The following is a 19087-nucleotide window of genomic DNA, read 5'->3' as shown; positions in this document are numbered from 1 at the left end:
ATGAATAGAAAATACGAAATCATGTATATCATCCGCCCAGATATCGAGGAGGAAGCGAAAACATCTGTCAAAGATCGTTTCAGCAAAATCCTTACAGATAACGGAGCGGAGATCCAGGAAGTTAAAGAACTAGGCAAGCGCCGTCTTGCTTACGAAATTAACGACCACCGTGATGGAATCTACGTAACAGTTGATTTCAACGGTACACGTGAAGCGATCAATGAATTCGACCGTCAGGCGAAGTTCACGGATGATATTATCCGCCACATCGCAGTACGCGAAGATGACAAATAAGGAGTGATTCTGGTGTTAAATCGTGTCGTACTAGCCGGCAGATTGACGAAGGATCCTGATTTACGCTATACGCCAAACGGAGTAGCTGTCGCCAACTTTACGATCGCTGTCAACCGCCCGTTCTCAAACAATCAGGGAGATCGCGATGCCGATTTCATCAACTGTGTCGTTTGGAGAAGAGCAGCGGAGAACCTTGCGAATTTCATGAGTAAAGGCAGTCTTGTCGGAGTGGACGGACGTCTACAGTCCCGCAGTTTCGACAATCAGGAAGGCAAGCGTGTGTTTGTAACCGAAGTCGTTGCAGACAGCGTACAATTCCTTGAATCCAAGGGTGGTTCTTCGCAGGGCGGAGGAAACCGTGGAGGTTCAGGATACCAGCCAAATCAGAATCAACCATCAGGAAACAACTTCGGTTCCAATAATAATAATCAACGAAACGATGATCCATTCGCAGATAATGGCGAACCCATCGATATATCAGACGACGATCTACCATTTTAATCAGAAAGGAGTGAATGCTACATGGCACGTCGTGGACGCGGAAAACGTAAAAAGGTGTGTTTCTTCACAGCTAACGGAATCACACACATCGACTATAAAGATGTTGATTTGCTGAAACGTTTCGTCTCTGACCGTGGAAAAATTCTTCCTCGTCGAGTAACTGGAACTTCTGCTAAATATCAGCGTAAATTGACAAAAGCGATCAAACGCTCTCGTCAAATGGCCCTGCTTCCTTACTCTACTGAGTAATAGCAGCGTTACTAAAAACCGTGAAGTCTTTTATAGACTTCACGGTTTTTTTATGTTCAGGCCAGCCCCATCAGCTTTTGCAGTTCTCCCCGATTATCCAGTAAGTCCGCCAGTGTATAGCTGTCCAGCACTTGAAAGAATGCGGCCAGAGCTTCGTGCAGGGCACGTTTCAGCCGGCACGCCGGTGTAAGGACGCAGTAATCCGATCCACAGTCAAAGCACTCCAACAGATGGAAATTATCCTCCATCGCCCGTACGACGCTTCCAATATTTATATCTTTCGGTTCTTCAGCCAGACGAATTCCTCCAGCTCTTCCCCGGATCGTTTCAATCAGACCGAGCCTGCTCAATTCATGAATGATTTTCCCCAGATGGTTTTCAGATATATGAAACACCTCGGAAATTTCCTTTTTGTTCGCCAGGGCACCGTCTTCCTTGGACCCGGCAAACATCAGTACCCTCAGGGCATAATCCGTATATTTCTTTAGCTGCATGTCCGGCACCCCTTCTTGTTTTCTATTTCTTTTATCATACCACATGCATTTCTATGGAAAGCGGAAAGAAGACTGCCTTCGAATTGTCAAATCTTTTTGTGGAAAAGACGTTGCAGAAGAATTATCTTTCGATACAATAAAGGTGTATATAAAATACATCTTTTAAAGGGGTTTGAATGATGACTAATCACGTTAAACATCCACTTGATGAAAGAACGGTACGGATTATTAAGGCAACGGTTCCTGTGCTGGAGGAGCATGGAGAGACGATTACGACCTTGTTTTACAAACGACTTTTTGAAAATTATCCGGAGCTTAGAAATATCTTCAACCAGACCCACCAACGGGCGGGAGATCAGCCGAGAGCCCTGGCAAATATGGTTTACATGGCAGCTCTTCATATCGAAAACCTTGGCGCGGTGCTTCCTCAGGTCAGAACAGTTGCGGAAAAGCATCGAAGCTTGAATGTTCAGCCGGAACATTACCCCATTGTTGGTGAATATCTGCTGAAAGCGATGAAGGAAGTGCTTGGCGAGCAGGCGACGGATGAAGTTATTGAAGCCTGGGGAGAGGCTTATGGTGTTATTGCAGGTGTTTTCATCGATGTCGAAAAAGACTTATATGAAGCAGCGGAGGATCAGAAAGGTGGCTGGTCAGACTGGAGGTTGATGCAGGTCGTTGATAAAGTGAAGGAAAGTGATGAAATGACGTCCTTTTATCTGGAGCCGGAAGATGAGCGCCCACTGCCCCGTTACAAAGCTGGTCAATATATTACGGTGAAAGCTGAGATCGAAGGGGAGTCCTATGATCATCTTCGTCAGTACAGCTTATCTGATGCTCCGGGCAGTGATCATTTCAGAATCACCGTCAAACGTGAGGCAGGATCCGAGGATGTTCCGGCCGGAATCGTTTCAACGTGGCTGCATGACCATGTGAATGTTGGAGATACGCTTCCAGTAAGCGTTCCGGCCGGTGATTTCCACCTGGATGACCGTAAGCGTCCGCTCGTTATGATCAGCGGAGGGGCAGGATTGACTCCATTGATGAGCATGCAGAAGGAAGCTGCAGCCCGGCAGCCTGAACGGGATATTTATGTTATTCATGCGGCTAGGAACGGCAGGGTGCACGCATTCAAAGAGGATATGCTGAAAGAGAAGTCCTGCTTCGTTTATGAACAGCCGACAGAAGAAGATATCCGCTCGGACGCGTTTCATGAGCGGGGCTTCGTTGATTTGGATATCCTTCAGCGTACGGTTCCGAAAGATGCTGAATTTTATTTCTGCGGACCGAAGGGGTTTATGACAGCGGTGTACAGGAGTCTGACCGAGTGGGGTGTGAAGGAGGATGCGATGCACTATGAATTTTTCGGTCCTCAGGAAGCATTGGTGCTGAGAGAATCGTAACGTTACGATTCTCTCAGTGGAGCGGCCTGGAAGGTACGCTGGTCGAACTGGTCGATCATCTTCATAAAGATGTTAATGGTATACCCGCTGAAAATGGTAATGATCACGGTGCCGATTCCCACCGCTCCTCCGAACAAGGCCGCCAGAATGACAAGAATGATGCTGATGAAGGCTCTCGATATCGAAACGTTCCACCCTGTTAAATCCTTAATCACAAGCATCATCCGGTCGAAGGGATTCGGTGCGAAATCTGCCTGAAGGTTCATCGCAATCCCGAAACCGGCAATGATCATGCCGCTGGTCAGGCAGATAAACTGTACGGCTGCTGTTTCCGGCTGGATGGATTCTCTTAGAAGAAACACCCAGAAATCAATCCCTGCCCCTGTCATCAACGAAGTGATGACAGCGAAAAGTTCCGGTTTTTTCTTCGATGCCGCCGCATTAAACAGGATCATCGTCAGGCCGACAACAATTTCCCAGCTGCCGATTGTCAATCCGAATGTCCGGTGCAGTCCTACAAGAAGGGCGTCAAAAGGAGAGGTACCGAGGGAGGATTGAATCGTCAAGGCAATACCGGCGGTCATAATGAAAAGGCCTGCCAGATAATACAAGCCTCGGATGTAATGGCGTTTCATGACACCACCCCTTTTCTCGTTATCCTTAGACTATACAGCGGGAGTCACCCGTATTTCAAGGGAGAGGGTGTAAATAAAAGTAAAAAAGCAGGAGCTTATGGCTCCTGCCTTTCAAGCTGGTGAGTGAGGAACCTTGACCACCATTTGGGTAGAACGGTCACGTTCCGCTTATCGGTGGATGCCTGCCGCGGGCACGGCCTCAGCTAACTTGGGCAGAAAGAACACCTGCCCAAGTGGATCTTCGACCTGTGCTGTTCCCGCAGGCGTCACCACCGAGCGCTCCTCGTGACTTCACCAAATGATGAAGGATATGAAGGCACTAAACGATCCTTGTTTCACAAGAATATGCCGTACGGGTCATGACAGGAACCCTGAATGATGTGTCGTATACGTGTAGGGAGACGTCCACTTACCGTAATCGAAAGCATTTTCCTTGAATAAGGAAGACTGGAGGCGTTGGGGTAAATGGGAGTGATCTACATATAAAAAAGCAGGAGCTTTTTAGCTCCTGCTTTTTTATAGGATAGAATCACTCTTCAACGTAAGCCCACTTGAATTCGAATTCAGGGCCTGTTGCTGTAGAATAAACGCCTTTAATGGACGGGCGGAACAGCTGTGCTTTAGCATCCTGATAGATAGGAGCCACGGCCTGATCTTCTTCAAGAAGCAGCTTCTCGGCTTCCAGGAAGGTTTCAAAACGCTTCGCCGGATCCTGGGCATACTCTGAATTGGCTTTATCAATCAAGCTGTCATACTCTTCGCTGGAGTACGCCATGTTGTTGTTCTGGCCATCTGTCAAATACATGTTCAAGTACGTGTTCGGGTCCACGTAGTCCGGTCCCCACGTAGCCGCTTCGATTTCGAATTCGGAATTGTTGTCACGGCGGACACGTTCCTTAAATGGTACTTCCAGAAGCTTGATCGTCAGGCCGTCCAGGTTTTCCTCAAGCTGTCCTTTGTAATACGCAAGGGCATCTTTGGATGTCCCTGTATCATCACCCAGCAGCTCGATTTCAACAGAATCTGTACCGAGTTCCTCAAGCGCCTTGCTCCAGTGCTCTTTTGCTTTCTCAACATTGGATTCTACAAGTGACCCTTGTGCCTCGCGGAAATCTTCCTCACTGTCCGGCATGGAAACGAAGTTGGATGGGACATAACCTTCTGCCGGGACGGATCCGTCATTCAGGATAACATCGACAAGACCTTGACGATCGATCCCGTAGGAAATGGCCTTACGTACGTTTACATTGGCTAGCGCCTCGTTATTTTCCTGATTGAACTTGAAGAAATATAAGTATGGTTTTTCGACGACGTTGAATGCTTCGTTCGTACGATACTGGTCGACAAATTCCGCATTCAATTCTGTCTGATCAATTTCACCGGACTCATAAAGGTTCACACCGGTGGAAACTTCTTTTACGACTTTGGCATTGATTTTCTCAAGCTGTACCGTTTCGTTATCCCAGTAGGAATCGCTCTTTTCGATGGACCAGCCTTCGCCGTGGCTCCATTCAGTCATTTCGAACGGTCCGTTGGAAATGGTATATTCCGCTTCTGTTGCGAACTTGTCCCCTTGTTCTTCAACATACTCCTGATTGAGCGGCATGAACGTGATGAAGACCGTCATGGACTCAAAGTAAGGAACCGGCTTTTCCAGTTCGACTTCAAGCGTTTTATCATCGACAGCTGTTGCTCCGAGGTCTTCTAGAGAAGCTTCCCCGTTGCTGATTTCAGTTGCATTTTTAATGATGCCACCAAGGAAGTATGGACCGTACTCGGATCCCACTTCCGGATCAACCGCTCTTCTCCACGCATAAACGAAATCGTCAGCGGTAACCGGGTCGCCGTTTGACCATTCGGCGTCACGCAGGTTGAATGTCCACGTCAGGCCGTCTTCGCTCACTTCAGAGCTTTCCGCCATTCCGTTGACAAGCTGGCTGTTTTCATCGAGTCGGTAAAGTCCCTCGTAGGTTTCCCCTGCCCATTGGAATCCGACGGAATCCGTAATCAAGGACGGGTCCATGCTTGGGATCTCACTTTTTGATGTAATCGTGATTTCCTGTTCTCCCGAAGCACTGCTTTCTTCTGTTCCTTCTGATGTTTCCTCATTACCTTCCCCTGATTCAGAAGATGTTTCGCTGTCCCCGCCGCTGCATGCTGCCAGTACAAGCACAAACATCAATCCGAAAAGCACCAACAGATGTTTTCTCAAAGTGACTCCCCCTATAGTTTAAATTTTCTAAAAATAATTACTTTTTGAATTATACAAATAAATAAGAAAAAAAGCAAAGTCTATTTTTGTCTAATCCTTTGGCATACGCGGGAAAACACCGGCTTATCCTGCTTTAAACAGAATATTCCCATTACATTGACATCGGGTTTACTTCTGATAGGATTATAGAATATCCAATTCTTTTCTAACGTTTTAACGCGTCTAAAAGATGAAAAGAGAGCATTGAATAAATAGGAGGTACAAGTCGAATGAAGCGTGAATGGGATTTGCTTCATACTCCGGGACCGACGCCGATCCCGCCGAGTGTGGACCGCAGTATGAGTCAGCCGATGATTGGACACAGAGGAGAAAAATGCAAGGAATTGATGCAGGACATCGCCCCGAGGTTGAAGCCGGTCTTCGGTACATCCGGTGACGTTCTCGTTATAACAGGAAGCGGGACGTCCGCGCTGGAATCTGCTGTCGTCAATGTCACCCAGCCGGGAGATGAAGTGCTTGTCGTTGTGGCCGGTGCGTTCGGTGATCGTTTTGCCCAGATTTGTCAAACCTATGAATTGAATGTCCACCGCCTCGATGTCACATGGGGAGAGGCTGTAAAGGTCGATCAGGTTACACAGGCCCTCCAGGAGAACCCGGATATCAAGGCTGTATTCGTGACGCACTGTGAAACATCGACCGGAGTCATGCACCCGGTGGAGGCCGTCGCTGAAAAAGTGAAGGAAGTCAGTGAGGCGCTTGTTATTGTTGATGGTGTCTCTTCGATCGGCGGCGCTGGTTTGAATATGGACGCTTCTGGAATCGATATCTTAGTCTCCGGTTCGCAAAAGGCGATGATGCTCCCGGCGGGTCTTGCGTTTGTTGCCGTGGCGGATGCTGCCTGGACAGTCATCGATCAGAATCCGAGGCCGCGTTTTTATTTGGATCTGCGCGTCTACCGTAAGCAGCTGATGGCCGGTCAGACCCCGTACACTCCTGCTCTTTCCCTGCTGTTCGGCCTGCAGGAAGCGCTGCGTCTTTTAGAGGAAGAAACGTTGGAAAAAGTGTATGAACGTCATGCATTAATGAAGCAGATGACACGTGAAGCGTTTCAGGCTCTTCAGATTCCCCTGCTCGTTTCCGATGGAGAGGCATCCACGACGGTCACCTCCGTCCGGCCGGAAACGTTCGAAGCCGAGCAGTTGAGAAAACTGGCAAGAGAAGAATTCGGCCTGCAGCTTGCCGGCGGACAGAAACAGCTGAAGGGCGAAATCTTCCGTGTCGGTCACATGGGGTACTCCCGTCCGGCCAATGTTCTGCAGTATATCGGCATTATCGAAATCATTCTGAAGCGCCTCGGTCATACGTTTGAACCGGGGGCAGGTACAGCAGCAGCTCAGGCGGCGTACCTCGATTTTACAAGGGAGGATTAATCCATGCACCGAGTGTTAATTAGTGATCCATTGAGTGAGGAAGGCATTAAACCGCTTCGTGAAGCGGATGATATCGAAATCATTAAGGAAACGTCCTTGTCCCATGAGGAACTGTTGGAAGCGGTCGGCTCCGCAGAAGCATTGATTGTCCGCAGCCAGACGCAGGTAACGCGTGAAGTCATTGAACATGGAACCCACCTGAAAATCATCGGCCGTGCCGGTGTCGGTGTTGATAACATCGATTTGGATGCGGCCACCGACAATGGTGTGATTGTCGTGAACGCCCCGGATGGCAATACGATTTCCACAGCCGAACACACCATGGCGATGCTCATGTCCCTGGCCCGCAACATCCCGCAGGCGTATCACCAGCTTCAGCAGAAACGCTGGGAACGCAAGAAATTCGTCGGTGTGGAGCTGAAGGATAAAGTGCTTGGAATTGTAGGCTTCGGAAGGATCGGCCGCGAGGTGGCCCAGCGCGCCAAAGGGCACCGCATGAAAGTCGTTGCCTTCGATCCTTTTCTTAATGAAGAAAAAGCACAGAAGGCAGGCGTCACCCACGGTACACTGGAAGAAGTACTCCAACAGGCGGATTTCCTGACTGTACATACGCCGCTGATTGAAAAAACGAAGCACTTGATTAATGAAGAAGCGATTGCACTCATGAAAGACGGTGCCCGTATTTTGAACTGTGCCCGCGGAGGAATCGTGGAAGAGAATGCTTTATATGAAGCAGTTAAATCCGGGAAAATTGCGGGAGCGGCTCTCGATGTATTTGAAGAAGAACCGGCTACGGAGCATCCGCTGCTGTCCCTGCCTGATGTGATTGCCACTCCTCACCTCGGTGCAAGTACCGTGGAAGCGCAGGAAAACGTGGCGACCGATGTCAGTGCCGACGTCCTTGAACTGCTGCGCGGAGGAACCGTGAGAAATCCGGTCAACCTGCCTTCGGTGTCTACCGAAATGATGGAGAAGCTGTCGCCATACTTTACGCTTTCCGAACGACTCGGTTCGTTTGTGTCCCGCATTGCAGAAGGCACCTTTGAAAAAATCAATGTCTACTACAGTGGGGAACTGCTCGACATCGATACGACGCCGCTGACGAGAATTGCGGTGAAAGGTATCCTCGGTCGATACATCGGCAGCCGGGTCAACGATGTTAACGCCTATAAAACAGCGGCAGATAAAGGCATTACAATCAATGAGCAGAAGTCAACGAAAACGAAAGGCTTCACGAACCTCATTACGGTGGAAATTGAAACCGATCAGGAAACACGCAGTGCAGCCGGTACCCGCTTGAATGGACTTGGGGCGCGGATCGTCCAGCTCGACCAATATTCCATTGATATCGTTCCGGAAGGTCATTTGATTGTTATTCACCATACCGACCAGCCTGGAGCCATCGGGCGTGTCGGCAGCCTGCTTGCCGAGCAGGACGTCAACATTGCAACGATGCAGGTGGGACGTGCGAATGAAGGTGGAGAAGCGGTCATGGTCTTAACCGTCGATAAAGCCATAGATAAGCAGGCAGCTGATCAGCTTTCTGAGATTGCCGACATCCGTCAGGTGGATTATTTAACCCTCAAATAACTAAAAGACCGGCCTGAGCAGGCCGGTCTCAGCTTGTAGAGAATCCTCTGGTTCTTTACAAGCTTTTTTTCTGTCTTACCGCCAGGAGCATAAGCCCTTCCCTTTCCGCGCCCGCTCTTCCTCGCAAAACCCACGCTCAGCGATCCCGGCCCACTCGTTCTTCCGGAACGGTCTGCGGCCCATACGTAATTGGAAAAAGTTCATTTTCGATTATTTTCTGTCTAATAATTAGGGGGCGATCTTCTGTTGAACGGAAAATCGTTCTCTTTTTTTGGTGAGGTTACGAGGAGCATCCACCGATAAGTGGAACGAGGCCGCTCCGTATAGGGGGAACTTTATAAGGAGGAACGGACGATCTTGCCGTCTAATCGTCTGCCAGTGGGTTCATTTTGGTGTGGTTTTTGTAAAAGTGAATCATAAACTTTGACTTTGAGACAATCCCTTGTTAAATTTAATGCCGACCTTATTTGTAAGTATTAAATAAAAAAACAAGGAGGACCATTATGAATGCTCAACAAAAAGAAGCTTCTGCCCCGAAAAAGCTCCTCTTCCGTATATTAGACGGGATCGAGTGGCTGGGGAATAAACTGCCCTCTCCTTTGCTGCTGTTTGCCATTCTGGCAGCGCTTGTCGTGGTGATTTCCGGCATCTTTTCCGGTGTATCTGTCACCAACCCGACCTCAGGAGAAGTGGTCGAAGTCAAAAACCTATTCAGTCTCAGTGGACTGGATTATATATTCAACAGTGCCGTTGAAAACTTCATCGGTTTTCCGCCGCTTGGCGCTGTTCTTGTAACGATGCTTGGTATCGGGCTTGCGGAACAGACAGGATTGATCAACGCCTCGCTGAAGGGCATCGTCTTTTCCTTCCCGCGCCGCCTGCTTACAGCAGCGCTTGTATTTGCCGGTGTCATGTCCAGTGTGGCGGTTAACGCCGGATATGTTGTTCTTCCGCCGCTTGGCGCTGTCCTGTTCCTGGGACTGGGACGTCATCCGCTTGCCGGTCTGGCTGCGGCCTTCGCTGGTGTGTCTGGTGGTTTCGGTGCCAACCTGGCGCTGACGTCCACGGATGCCATTCTGCTTGAGTTGACGGCTGATGCGGCCGGTACCATTGACCCTGCCTACGCTGATACGATCACGGTGACGATGAACTATTTCTTTGCCGCTGCTTCGGTTGCGTTGATTACGATTGTCGGTACATTCGTAACTGATAAAATTGTAGAACCGCGTCTTGGCACTTATAAAGGGGACGAAGCCGGGGAGATTGATGAACTGACAGCTCTGGAGAAAAAAGGGATGCGCCGGGCCGGTATCGGTTTCCTCCTTACCTTCGCCTTGATGGCCTATCTTTCGTTCGGGCCGCTGCGCGGGGACGGGGCTTATATCGAATCACCGTTCTTCAACGCCCTGGTCTTTGTCATTTTCATCCTGTTCCTCGTCCCGGGACTGATTTACGGGATAGTCGTCAAGGAGATTACCAATGACAAAGACTTGACCAAGCTGTTAGGAAAAACGATGGCCACGATGAGCGGCTACATCGCTCTCGCCTTTACGGCTGGTCAGTTTATCGCTTACTTCCGTGAGACCAACCTTGGAACGGTCATCGCTTTCAGAGGCGCCGATTTTCTTGATTCCACAGGGTTTGACGGTATCGGGTTGATTCTGACGTTCCTCGGCCTGACGATGGTCGTCAACTTCTTTATCGGAAGTTCTTCGGCGAAATGGACGATTCTTGCACCGGTGTTCGTGCCGATCATGATGAATCTCGGATATTCCCCGGAATTCACGACACTGCTGTACCGGATCGCGGACTCTGTGACGAATATGATCACCCCGCTGCTCTTGTACTTCCCGGTGGTCATTGCATTTGCTCAGCGTTATGACAAGAAGCTCGGCATCGGTACCCTCATCTCCATGATGATTCCGTATTCGGTCGCCTTCCTGCTTGCATGGCTGCTGCTCTTGCTCGTCTGGGTCATTCTTGGCATCCCAGTCGGACCGGGAGCTCCAATCAGCTATTAATGAATCAACACAGATCATGAAAAAATGGCCGGACTCCTTATAAGGAGTCCGGCCTTTCAGTCTGTAGAAAAAGTTCGTCCTATCCAGTTAGAGTTGTCCGCATGTCGTGTTCAGGGGTACACGTTCCGCTTATCGGTGGATGCTTGCCGCGGGCACGGCCTCAGCTAAATTGGTCAAGAAAACCATTTGACCAATTGGATCTTCGGCTCGCGCTGTTCCCGCAGGCGTCACCACCGAACGCTCCTCGTGCCGACGCCTGTGGGAAAACAGCTTTACCCTCTGATATAAGAGAACGTTGAGCATCGCTCCTTCGCCGTTTTATAGGACATTACAGGGGTCGTTACTGCCGCTTGCGTGGGAAAAATCCTATCCATGACCAGGTATTGGAGTCACTAGAAAAAAAGTTTTTCTCCAAGCTGAAAAGGCCGGATGCTCGTCGAGAGCGCCCGGCCTTTTTAATTACCCGATCGGATGACGTTCAGCTTTTCGGTTCGTAAATGTATGGACATGCGAATAGCCGGCTGATTTCGCAAGGTCGATGGCGGCATCATAGCGGTAGCCGATATGGTCCGGCTTATGCGCATCAGAGCAGAGAACGATTCCAACTCCGGCTTCCTTACAGATCCTCAGTAGATCAGGATCAGGATACAGCTCTCCGACCGGTTTTCTCAGCCCTGCGGTACTGATTTCAATCAGCGTATTCGTAGAAGCCAGTGCTTCTGCCGCCCGCTTGTACTGCCCGATAAGAAAATCACGGTCATCCGGACGATAGCCGAATACTTTAATCACATCGATATGGCCGACAAAGTCGAACAGTCCGGATTCAGCGAGGGTGACGACGCGGTCGAAGTACTGCTCATAGACGTCTTTCAAATCTCTTTTTTCATATTCCTCGCGGTAAATGGCCAGATCGATGCCCCAGTCGTCGATCCAGTGCACGGAACCGATCACATAATCGAAGGGATGGTTTTCGATAAAGGCTTCCATCTCTTTTTCCTTACCAGGCATATAATCCATCTCGATGCCCATTTTAATGGGAAGTCCCTGCTTTTCGGCTTCATCAAACATCTGCTGGTAGGTGCCGAAATCGAGGGTCCGCCGGTTGTTGACCCACGGATTGGAGAGAATCTCTTTTGTCTCCTGGAAAAAATACGCATGTTCAGAAATGCCTAATTCCTGAATGCCTTCGTTTTTTGCTTTTTGTATGTAGGTTCTCAGATAGTCGACGTCTAAATTTCCTGTTTCAGCCATATGCACGTGATAATCGGTCAGCATGAATATCCTCCTCAGGTGGAATTTCATTCATCATACCAGACTCACACCTGTTCACCAAGACAGAACAGGTGTGAGTAAACAACAACCCGTACAAACCGTACATATGTTAAAATAGGGAGGTTAAGACAGCGCGAAAAAAGTCGAGGTGCAACCTGAATATGAACAACTCAAAAAGAATAACCGAAGGGGCTTTAATGGCAGGGATATATCTGCTATTGTTATTGGTAATTATTTTCCTGCCGGGAGGAATCGGATCGTTACTGCTGTTCGTTCTGCCGGTGCCATACATTTATTACAGCAGCCGTCACGGCTGGAAGCCCGGCCTGCTCCTGTTTTGTTTAACGATGATCTTCAGTCTGCTGATCGTTCCGGTCCTTTCCATTCCCTTTACACTCACAGCGGGAATCGGGGGCGTGGCATCCGGCGGCGTCCTGCATGCCGGCCGTTCAGCCTATGAGTCTCTTGCTCTTGGAACCGTCGGGTATACGGGAGGACTTGTCCTCGGTATGGGGCTTGTCCAGCTGCTTCTCGGCATCAATCTTATTGATGAACTGACCGCAGGGATGAGCGATAGTTTAGACACGGTGGAATCTACGATGGGTATCTTCGGACAAGGGGACAGCTCAGAGGAAGCTGTGGACACAGTCCGTGAAGCGATCACCTTCATCCCAGACATCATCCCAAGTATTTTCGTCATGACAAGCGTCATCACTGCCTTGATCAGTTTGTGGCTGACGTTCAAGCTCATGAACAGAATCGAAAATAAGTCCTATGCCTTTGCTTCGTTTAAAAATTTCCGATTGCCGACGTCTATTCTGTGGTATTACTTCTTTGCGATGATTTTGAACTATGTGGTGACAGATCGGGAAGGCTGGGTGTACTTCGGAGCCATCAACGTCTTCATTGTGGCTGGCACACTGCTTGCTATCCAAGGCTTTTCATTCGTCTTCTATTACGCATCACAGAAGAAGTGGCCGAAGGCTGTACCTGTCCTGGTGATCGTTTTTTCATTACTTTCTCCGGGATTGATCATGTATCTTGTTCGAATTTTAGGTATAATTGACTTAGGATTTCCACTGCGCAGCTATGTCAGTGAGAAGAAAAAAAACTAGCTCGGAGAAGATGGTAGGAGCTGAATGCAATGCCGAACTTTTTTAAGAAACCAACGATGAGCGGACACTTATGGATCATCTATGCGATTTCCTTAATTCTGCTCGGGTTTATCTGGTATTATCAGTGGATGCTCGGGTTATTGATGACGCTGTTCCTTGCTGCATCGATATTCTACAGTGTCCGCACCGAACAGCACATGATCAATGAAACCGAAGAATATATATCGACCCTTTCCTACCGGGTGAAAAAGGTGGGCGAGGAAGCTCTGTTGGAGATGCCGATCGGAATTATCCTGTACAGCGAGAATTACACCGTCGAATGGGCCAACCCGTACATGAACCGGTTCACGAATGAGGATACGGTCGTCGGCGAATCGCTGAAAAAGTTGTCGGATCAGCTGATTCCTGCTTTGAAGGAAGAGGAGGATGAGGTGTGGATTACGATCGACGGCTATAAATTCCAGACGGTTGTCAAACGGGAGGAGCGCCTGCTTTATCTGTTTGACCGGACACAGCAGACCGAGATTCATAACCGTTATGAAAATGAACAGACGGTACTTGCGATCATCTTCCTTGATAACTATGAGGAAATTACGCAGGGAATGGATGATACAGCGAAGAGCCATATCAATTCCCAGGTAACCTCCATTCTGAACAAATGGGCCGGGGACTACGGCATCTACTTGAAACGCACTTCACAGGAACGGTTTATGGCTGTGATGAACCAGGAGATTCTTTACACGCTTGAAAAAGCGAAGTTCGAAATCCTGGATGATGTCCGCGAACTGATTACCGATCAGAACGTTCCACTGACACTGAGTTTCGGTATCGGTGTCGGGCCGATCAGCCTGCCTGAACTCGGGGAGCTGTCTCAGTCGAGTCTGGATCTTGCTCTCGGCCGCGGCGGCGACCAGGTGGCCATCAAGGATGATTCCGGGAAGGTCCGCTTCTACGGCGGTAAAACCAACCCGATGGAGAAACGGACGCGTGTACGGGCACGAGTCATCTCCCACGCTATGAAGGAGCTCGTCCAGGCGAGTGAAAAGGTCTTGATTATGGGACATAAATCCCCGGATATGGACTCGATCGGGGCTTCCATCGGCATACTGAAAATCGCTCAGGCCAACGACAAAAAAGCAGCCATCGTCCTGGATCCGGATGATATCGATACAGGCGTGCAGCGGATGGTCGAAGAGATTGAAAAGGACGAAGACTTGTGGGAGTACTTCATCCCGCCGGAAGATGCGCTCGAAATGGTGACGAACAATACACTGCTCGTCGTCGTCGATACGCACAAACCATCCATGGTCATGGAGGAAAAACTGCTGTCGAAGACCGAGCATGTCGTCGTCATCGATCACCACCGCCGGGCGGAGGAGTTCATCAAGGATCCGACGCTCGTCTACATGGAGCCATATGCTTCTTCTACGGCCGAGCTTGTCACCGAGCTTTTGGAATATCAGCCGAAGAAGCTGAAGCTGTCCATGCTTGAATCGACGGCCCTGCTTGCCGGGATCATCGTCGATACGAAGAGTTTCACACTCCGTACGGGCTCACGAACGTTTGACGCCGCTTCCTACCTGCGTTCCAAAGGAGCCGATACCGTCCAGGTCCAGAAATTCATGAAAGAGGATCTGGATGTCTATGTAAGGCGGAGCAAGTTGATTGAGAAGGCGTCCATATATAGAGATGGGATAGCCATATCAACAGGCGACCACGGTGAATCCTATGGTCCTGTCATCATCGCTCAAGCGGCAGATACGCTGCTTACGATGAGTGGAATCGTCGCATCGTTTGTCATATCTGAACGTAGTGACGGCCGAATCGGCATCAGTGCCCGCTCCCTCGGCGACATCAACGTCCAGGTCATCATGGAGAAGATGAATGGCGGGGGTCACCTGACCAATGCGGCGACACAGTTGGAAGACACAACGATTGAAGATGCCAGAGATTTGCTGCAGGATATTATTGACGAATATTTTGAAGGGGGAGACACAGAATGAAAGTCATATTCAAAACGGATGTAAAAGGTAAAGGGAAAAAAGGCGAAATTAAAGAAGTGAACGACGGTTATGCGCGTAACTACCTTCTGAAGAACAACCTGGCTGTCGAGGCGACCAAAGGCAACATGCAGGCGCAGAAAGCCAAGGATGCCAAGGTTGAGCAGCAGGCTCAGGAAGAAGTGGAAGAAGCGAAGCGCCTCAAGGCTCAGCTCGCTGATCTGGAAGTGAAGCTTGATGCGAAATCCGGCGACAGCGGCCGTCTCTTCGGGTCGATTACGAGTAAGCAGATCGCCGAGCAGTTGAAGAAGGATCACAACATCAAGATCGACAAACGGAAAATTGAGCTGGATGATCCGATCCGTACGCTTGGATACTCCAACGTTCCTGTAAAGCTTCACCCGGAAGTGACAGGCACGATCCGTGTCCACATCGCTGAAAAATAAATGTATCAAAGAGGCGCCCTGTCCATTGTCCGGATGAACAGGGCGCTTTTCTGCCCTTTCCGCCATATGGACAGCGGTCAGAATATGAGTTAATATGATGTATTGGTGTTAACGATTTAGAGGAGGAAAAGCTAGTGAGTGAAATGTGGAACGACCGTACCCCGCCTCATAATATAGAAGCAGAGCAGGCGGTGCTCGGTGCGATCTTTTTAGAACCTGAAGCAATGTCGACAGCCGCAGAAAATTTACTTCCGGAAGATTTTTATCGAGCAAGCCACCAGCGGATATTCGAGGTGATGCTGACGCTTGCGGACAGAGGCGAGCCAATCGACCTGGTTACGGTCACCACGGCTCTTTCCAACAATAAGGTGTTGGAGGAGGTCGGCGGGGTTTCCTATCTGACAGATATTGCAAACTCGGTGCCGACCGCAGCCAACGTCGGTTATTATACGAACATCGTCGGTGAAAAATCGACGCTCCGCAGTTTGATCCGAACCGCTACGAACATTGTGACGACAGGATATTCGGAGGAAGAAGAGATTGACGATGTCCTGAACTCCGCAGAGAAGGACATCTTAGAAGTCTCCCAGCGGAAAAATTCCAGTGCGTTCAAAAGCATTAAAGACGTCCTGATCGATGTGTATGACAACATTGAACAGCTGCACATGAACGATGGATCGACGACAGGTATTCCGACGGGCTACCGTGACCTCGATCACATCACCTCCGGTTTCCAGCGGAATGATTTGATCATTATCGCTGCGCGTCCATCGATGGGTAAGACGGCCTTCGCCTTGAACATCGCCCAGAACGTCGCCGTGCACACAGATGAGAACGTGGCCATCTTCAGTTTGGAGATGGGGGCTGACCAGCTCGTTTCCCGTATGCTCTGCGCAGAAGGAAACATCGATGCCCAGCGTCTGCGTACCGGAAGCCTGGAAACGGAAGACTGGAACAAGTTGACGATGGCGATGGGAAGCTTGTCCAACGCCGGCATCTACATTGACGACACCCCCGGGGTGCGCGTGAGTGAAATCCGCTCTAAATGCCGCCGCCTGAAGCAGGAACACGGCCTCGGCATGATTTTGATCGACTACCTGCAGTTGATCCAGGGAAGCGCGAATTCCAAAGAAAACCGTCAGCAGGAGGTTTCTGAAATCTCCCGTTCCCTGAAAGGTCTGGCCCGTGAGCTGAACGTGCCGTTGATTGCCCTGTCCCAGCTCTCCCGTGGTGTGGAATCCCGTCAGGATAAACGCCCGATGATGTCGGACCTTCGTGAATCCGGATCGATTGAGCAGGATGCTGATATCGTCGGATTCCTTTATCGTGATGACTATTATGATAAAGAATCCGAAAGCCAGAACATCATTGAAATCATTATCGCTAAACAGCGTAACGGCCCGGTCGGAAACGTCGAACTGGCCTTCGTGAAGGAGTACAACAAGTTCGTCGACCTTGACCACCGTTATACCGATGCCGATATACCACCGGCCTGACAAGAGAAAGAAACGAAAAGACGCTCACATCCAGAGGGGAGATCTGGAGGAGCGTCTTTTTTATCAGCTTCTGTGAAGCCATGTATGATGATCACCACCCATCACGCCTCCCGGAGAGTCACGCTGGGTCGTGGGTGATCTTAAGAAAAGTAGTGGGTGATGGCGTAGGCTGCGCCATCCTCATCATTGGATTTCGTGATGTAATCGCTTGCTTCTTTCACATCACGGACTGCGTTTTCCATGGCTGCGCTTCTTCCAGCGGCCTTCAGCATGGAAAGGTCGTTATGACTGTCTCCGACGGCCGCTGTCCGGTGCATCGGAATATCAAGGTGCTCCGCTACGGATCTTAAGGCATTGCCCTTGGAGGCTGTTCGGTCTTCCAGTTCAAAATTATGCTCCGCAGAGCTCACCATCGTGAACGATGGGTGGTCACGGAACTTGTTTCTGCCTTTTTCGAGTTTATCCAGGTCGAACGTGAAAGCGAGGATGTTGTACATCGGGTCCTTGGACTCGACGATCTCCTCATAAGATTCGACAAAAGCGAAGCCGTTTTGGCTGAACTGCTTATCCAGTGCATGCCTCAAGCTCTGCTGATCAGTTTCCGGATTGGCGCTGATGAGGCGGTCCATCTCCACGTGAAGGAGTTCCCGTCCATTCTGCGGCGTGTAAATCGATGAGCCGCTGAACACCTCATAATAATAATCCTCCTGCTCCAGCCACTCCAAGGCTTCCCCGGCATCCTGCCGATTCAGTGCTTTTTCTTCAAACAAGGTGCCGTCCGGTGTATGGATGACGGCTCCGTTTGCACTGATGACCCATGGCTGGAGGGGAAGACTGGAAAAAATCTTCTGGACATCGAAGTAGGCCCGGCCTGTCGCAATAACGATTTCCACGCCGTTTTCCCGTGCGTTCTTCAGCGCTTCTGCATTTCCGTCACTGATCGAATTTTCCTTGTTCAAAAGCGTTCCGTCGAGATCGATGGCAATCAAGTCCATAAATCCTTCTCCTCCTCTTCTGTGACAATCAATTCTACTCCGCATTCCTTCAATAGACGCTGGAAAGGTTCCTCCGGTGCCTGATCGGTAATGATCATGTCGATATCCTCCAGTCCTGCAAACGTAAAGAATTCCGTCATCCCGAATTTCGTATGATCAGCAAGGACGATCACTTCCCCGGCCTGCTTGATCATATTTTTCTTCACCATCCCGTCCTCTTCATGTCCGAGGGTCAGTCCGTGTTCAGAGATGCCCACTACGCCGATGAAGGCTTTATCAACATGATAGCTTTTCAGGCGTTCAATGACAGAAGCGCCGTAAAGGAACTGGTGCTCCTTCTGCAGGTAGCCTCCGAGGAGCTGGATGGAGACGAGACCGACATTGGAGAGAATATCCGCCTGGTGAATCGAATTGGTGATCACCTTGATCTCCATCGGTGAGATCTGACTGGCGCAGGCCTGTACGGTCGTGGATGTGTCTAAAATGATATGATCCCCCGAATGGATCAGCGAAGCTGCTTTTCTGCCGATTTCCTGTTTTTCATAGGATACAGCCTTCAAACGATGGGTATAATCCTGAATAGCCGCATGGGTTTTCGGCAGGATGGCCCCGCCCCGCGTCCGTACAATGGCTTTGCGCTCTTCCAGCTTCACCAGGTCACGCCTGGCGGTATCTCGTGAAATGTCGAACATCTCACACATTTGATCAATCGTGATGCGGCGGTTGTTTTTTAAGTATTCAATGACGCCGATCAGTCTTTCTTCCTGATACATGGGAGAACCCCTTCCATATCTATCCTCTTGTAAGTGATTATAAGTAATTTTATAATCAAAATCAATGGATAATAAGTTTTAATAAGTTGTTAGAAAAGCCTGATATATAGGCTATTATCGAACATTGAAATATTTTATTGAAATTAATGTTCGGATTCAGC

17 protein-coding genes are annotated in these 19087 nt (G+C 49.6%); 11 read left to right on the top strand and 6 right to left on the bottom strand.

Annotation, left to right across the window (positions count from 1 at the left end; genetic code table 11):
- From rpsF to rpsR, 3 genes are read left to right on the top strand one after another with little or no spacing between them, the layout of a single operon-like run.
- The gene (gene rpsF, locus ACXAGL_RS07200; protein WP_027955888.1) at positions 1-294 is read left to right on the top strand and encodes a 30S ribosomal protein S6; all 294 of its coding nucleotides are present in this window, start codon (positions 1-3) and stop codon (positions 292-294) included.
- Between the two features lie 12 nt (positions 295-306).
- Positions 307-795, top strand: coding sequence for a single-stranded DNA-binding protein (gene ssb / locus ACXAGL_RS07195; RefSeq protein ID WP_027955889.1), 489 nt, complete (start codon positions 307-309; stop codon positions 793-795).
- Positions 796-816: 21 nt separating this feature from the next.
- Complete coding sequence (gene rpsR, locus ACXAGL_RS07190; RefSeq protein ID WP_027955890.1) at positions 817-1044, top strand: 30S ribosomal protein S18; 228 nt, start codon at positions 817-819, stop codon at positions 1042-1044.
- Positions 1045-1100: 56 nt separating this feature from the next.
- On the opposite strand, the gene ACXAGL_RS07185 is transcribed toward rpsR, so the two are convergent.
- Complete coding sequence (locus ACXAGL_RS07185; protein WP_474970640.1) at positions 1101-1538, bottom strand: Rrf2 family transcriptional regulator; 438 nt, start codon at positions 1536-1538, stop codon at positions 1101-1103.
- A 179-nt stretch (positions 1539-1717) separates the two neighbouring features.
- Here ACXAGL_RS07185 and hmpA point away from each other — a divergent pair, with 179 nt between their 5' ends.
- A complete protein-coding gene (hmpA, locus tag ACXAGL_RS07180; protein ID WP_474990650.1) occupies positions 1718-2941 on the top strand; it encodes an NO-inducible flavohemoprotein in 1224 nt (407 codons plus the stop codon).
- Positions 2942-2943: 2 nt separating this feature from the next.
- Here hmpA and ACXAGL_RS07175 read toward each other — a convergent pair whose 3' ends face one another.
- Positions 2944-3576, bottom strand: a complete 633-nt coding sequence (locus tag ACXAGL_RS07175; RefSeq protein ID WP_474990648.1) for a YczE/YyaS/YitT family protein — start codon at positions 3574-3576, stop codon at positions 2944-2946.
- Positions 3577-4105: 529 nt separating this feature from the next.
- Positions 4106-5755 (bottom strand): peptide ABC transporter substrate-binding protein, encoded by a 1650-nt coding sequence (locus ACXAGL_RS07170; RefSeq protein WP_474970460.1) that lies wholly within the window; start codon positions 5753-5755, stop codon positions 4106-4108.
- Positions 5756-6057: 302 nt separating this feature from the next.
- On the opposite strand from ACXAGL_RS07170, the gene ACXAGL_RS07165 reads away from it, so the two are divergent.
- From ACXAGL_RS07165 to ACXAGL_RS07155, 3 genes are all read left to right on the top strand, one after another.
- A complete protein-coding gene (locus ACXAGL_RS07165) occupies positions 6058-7218 on the top strand; it encodes a pyridoxal-phosphate-dependent aminotransferase family protein (RefSeq protein ID WP_474970129.1) in 1161 nt (386 codons plus the stop codon).
- A 3-nt stretch (positions 7219-7221) separates the two neighbouring features.
- Positions 7222-8808, top strand: coding sequence for a phosphoglycerate dehydrogenase (serA, locus tag ACXAGL_RS07160; RefSeq protein WP_474990646.1), 1587 nt, complete (start codon positions 7222-7224; stop codon positions 8806-8808).
- 503 nt (positions 8809-9311) lie between these two features.
- Positions 9312-10829 (top strand): AbgT family transporter, encoded by a 1518-nt coding sequence (locus ACXAGL_RS07155; protein WP_474970127.1) that lies wholly within the window; start codon positions 9312-9314, stop codon positions 10827-10829.
- Between the two features lie 459 nt (positions 10830-11288).
- Here ACXAGL_RS07155 and ACXAGL_RS07150 read toward each other — a convergent pair whose 3' ends face one another.
- Positions 11289-12104 carry a histidinol-phosphatase HisJ family protein gene (locus ACXAGL_RS07150; RefSeq protein WP_474990644.1) on the bottom strand — a complete coding sequence of 272 codons (816 nt, stop codon included), beginning with the start codon at positions 12102-12104 and terminating at the stop codon, positions 11289-11291.
- A gap of 158 nt (positions 12105-12262) precedes the next feature.
- Here ACXAGL_RS07150 and ACXAGL_RS07145 point away from each other — a divergent pair, with 158 nt between their 5' ends.
- The 4 genes from ACXAGL_RS07145 to dnaB all read left to right on the top strand — a co-directional run bounded on the left by ACXAGL_RS07145 (position 12263) and on the right by dnaB (position 17158).
- Positions 12263-13216 carry a YybS family protein gene (locus ACXAGL_RS07145; RefSeq protein ID WP_474990642.1) on the top strand — a complete coding sequence of 318 codons (954 nt, stop codon included), beginning with the start codon at positions 12263-12265 and terminating at the stop codon, positions 13214-13216.
- Between the two features lie 29 nt (positions 13217-13245).
- Positions 13246-15219 (top strand): DHH family phosphoesterase, encoded by a 1974-nt coding sequence (locus tag ACXAGL_RS07140; RefSeq protein WP_474970124.1) that lies wholly within the window; start codon positions 13246-13248, stop codon positions 15217-15219.
- On the top strand, positions 15216-15662 hold the full coding sequence (rplI, locus tag ACXAGL_RS07135) for a 50S ribosomal protein L9 (RefSeq protein WP_474970123.1): 447 nt from the start codon (positions 15216-15218) through the stop codon (positions 15660-15662). Before ACXAGL_RS07140 ends, rplI begins: the two co-directional genes overlap by 4 nt.
- A gap of 134 nt (positions 15663-15796) precedes the next feature.
- Positions 15797-17158, top strand: a complete 1362-nt coding sequence (gene dnaB, locus ACXAGL_RS07130; RefSeq protein WP_035532384.1) for a replicative DNA helicase — start codon at positions 15797-15799, stop codon at positions 17156-17158.
- A 140-nt stretch (positions 17159-17298) separates the two neighbouring features.
- Here dnaB and ACXAGL_RS07125 read toward each other — a convergent pair whose 3' ends face one another.
- Positions 17299-18153, bottom strand: coding sequence for a Cof-type HAD-IIB family hydrolase (locus ACXAGL_RS07125; protein ID WP_474970122.1), 855 nt, complete (start codon positions 18151-18153; stop codon positions 17299-17301).
- Positions 18144-18926, bottom strand: coding sequence for a DeoR/GlpR family DNA-binding transcription regulator (locus tag ACXAGL_RS07120; RefSeq protein ID WP_474970121.1), 783 nt, complete (start codon positions 18924-18926; stop codon positions 18144-18146). The genes ACXAGL_RS07125 and ACXAGL_RS07120 overlap by 10 nt, the downstream gene beginning before the upstream one ends.
- Between the last annotated feature and the right edge of the window lie 161 nt (positions 18927-19087).

This window comes from Halobacillus sp. ABA4_118 (genome assembly GCF_056160205.1).
Note: the sequence above shows the minus strand (reverse complement) of the source record. Positions and strands in the feature narration are given on the sequence as shown.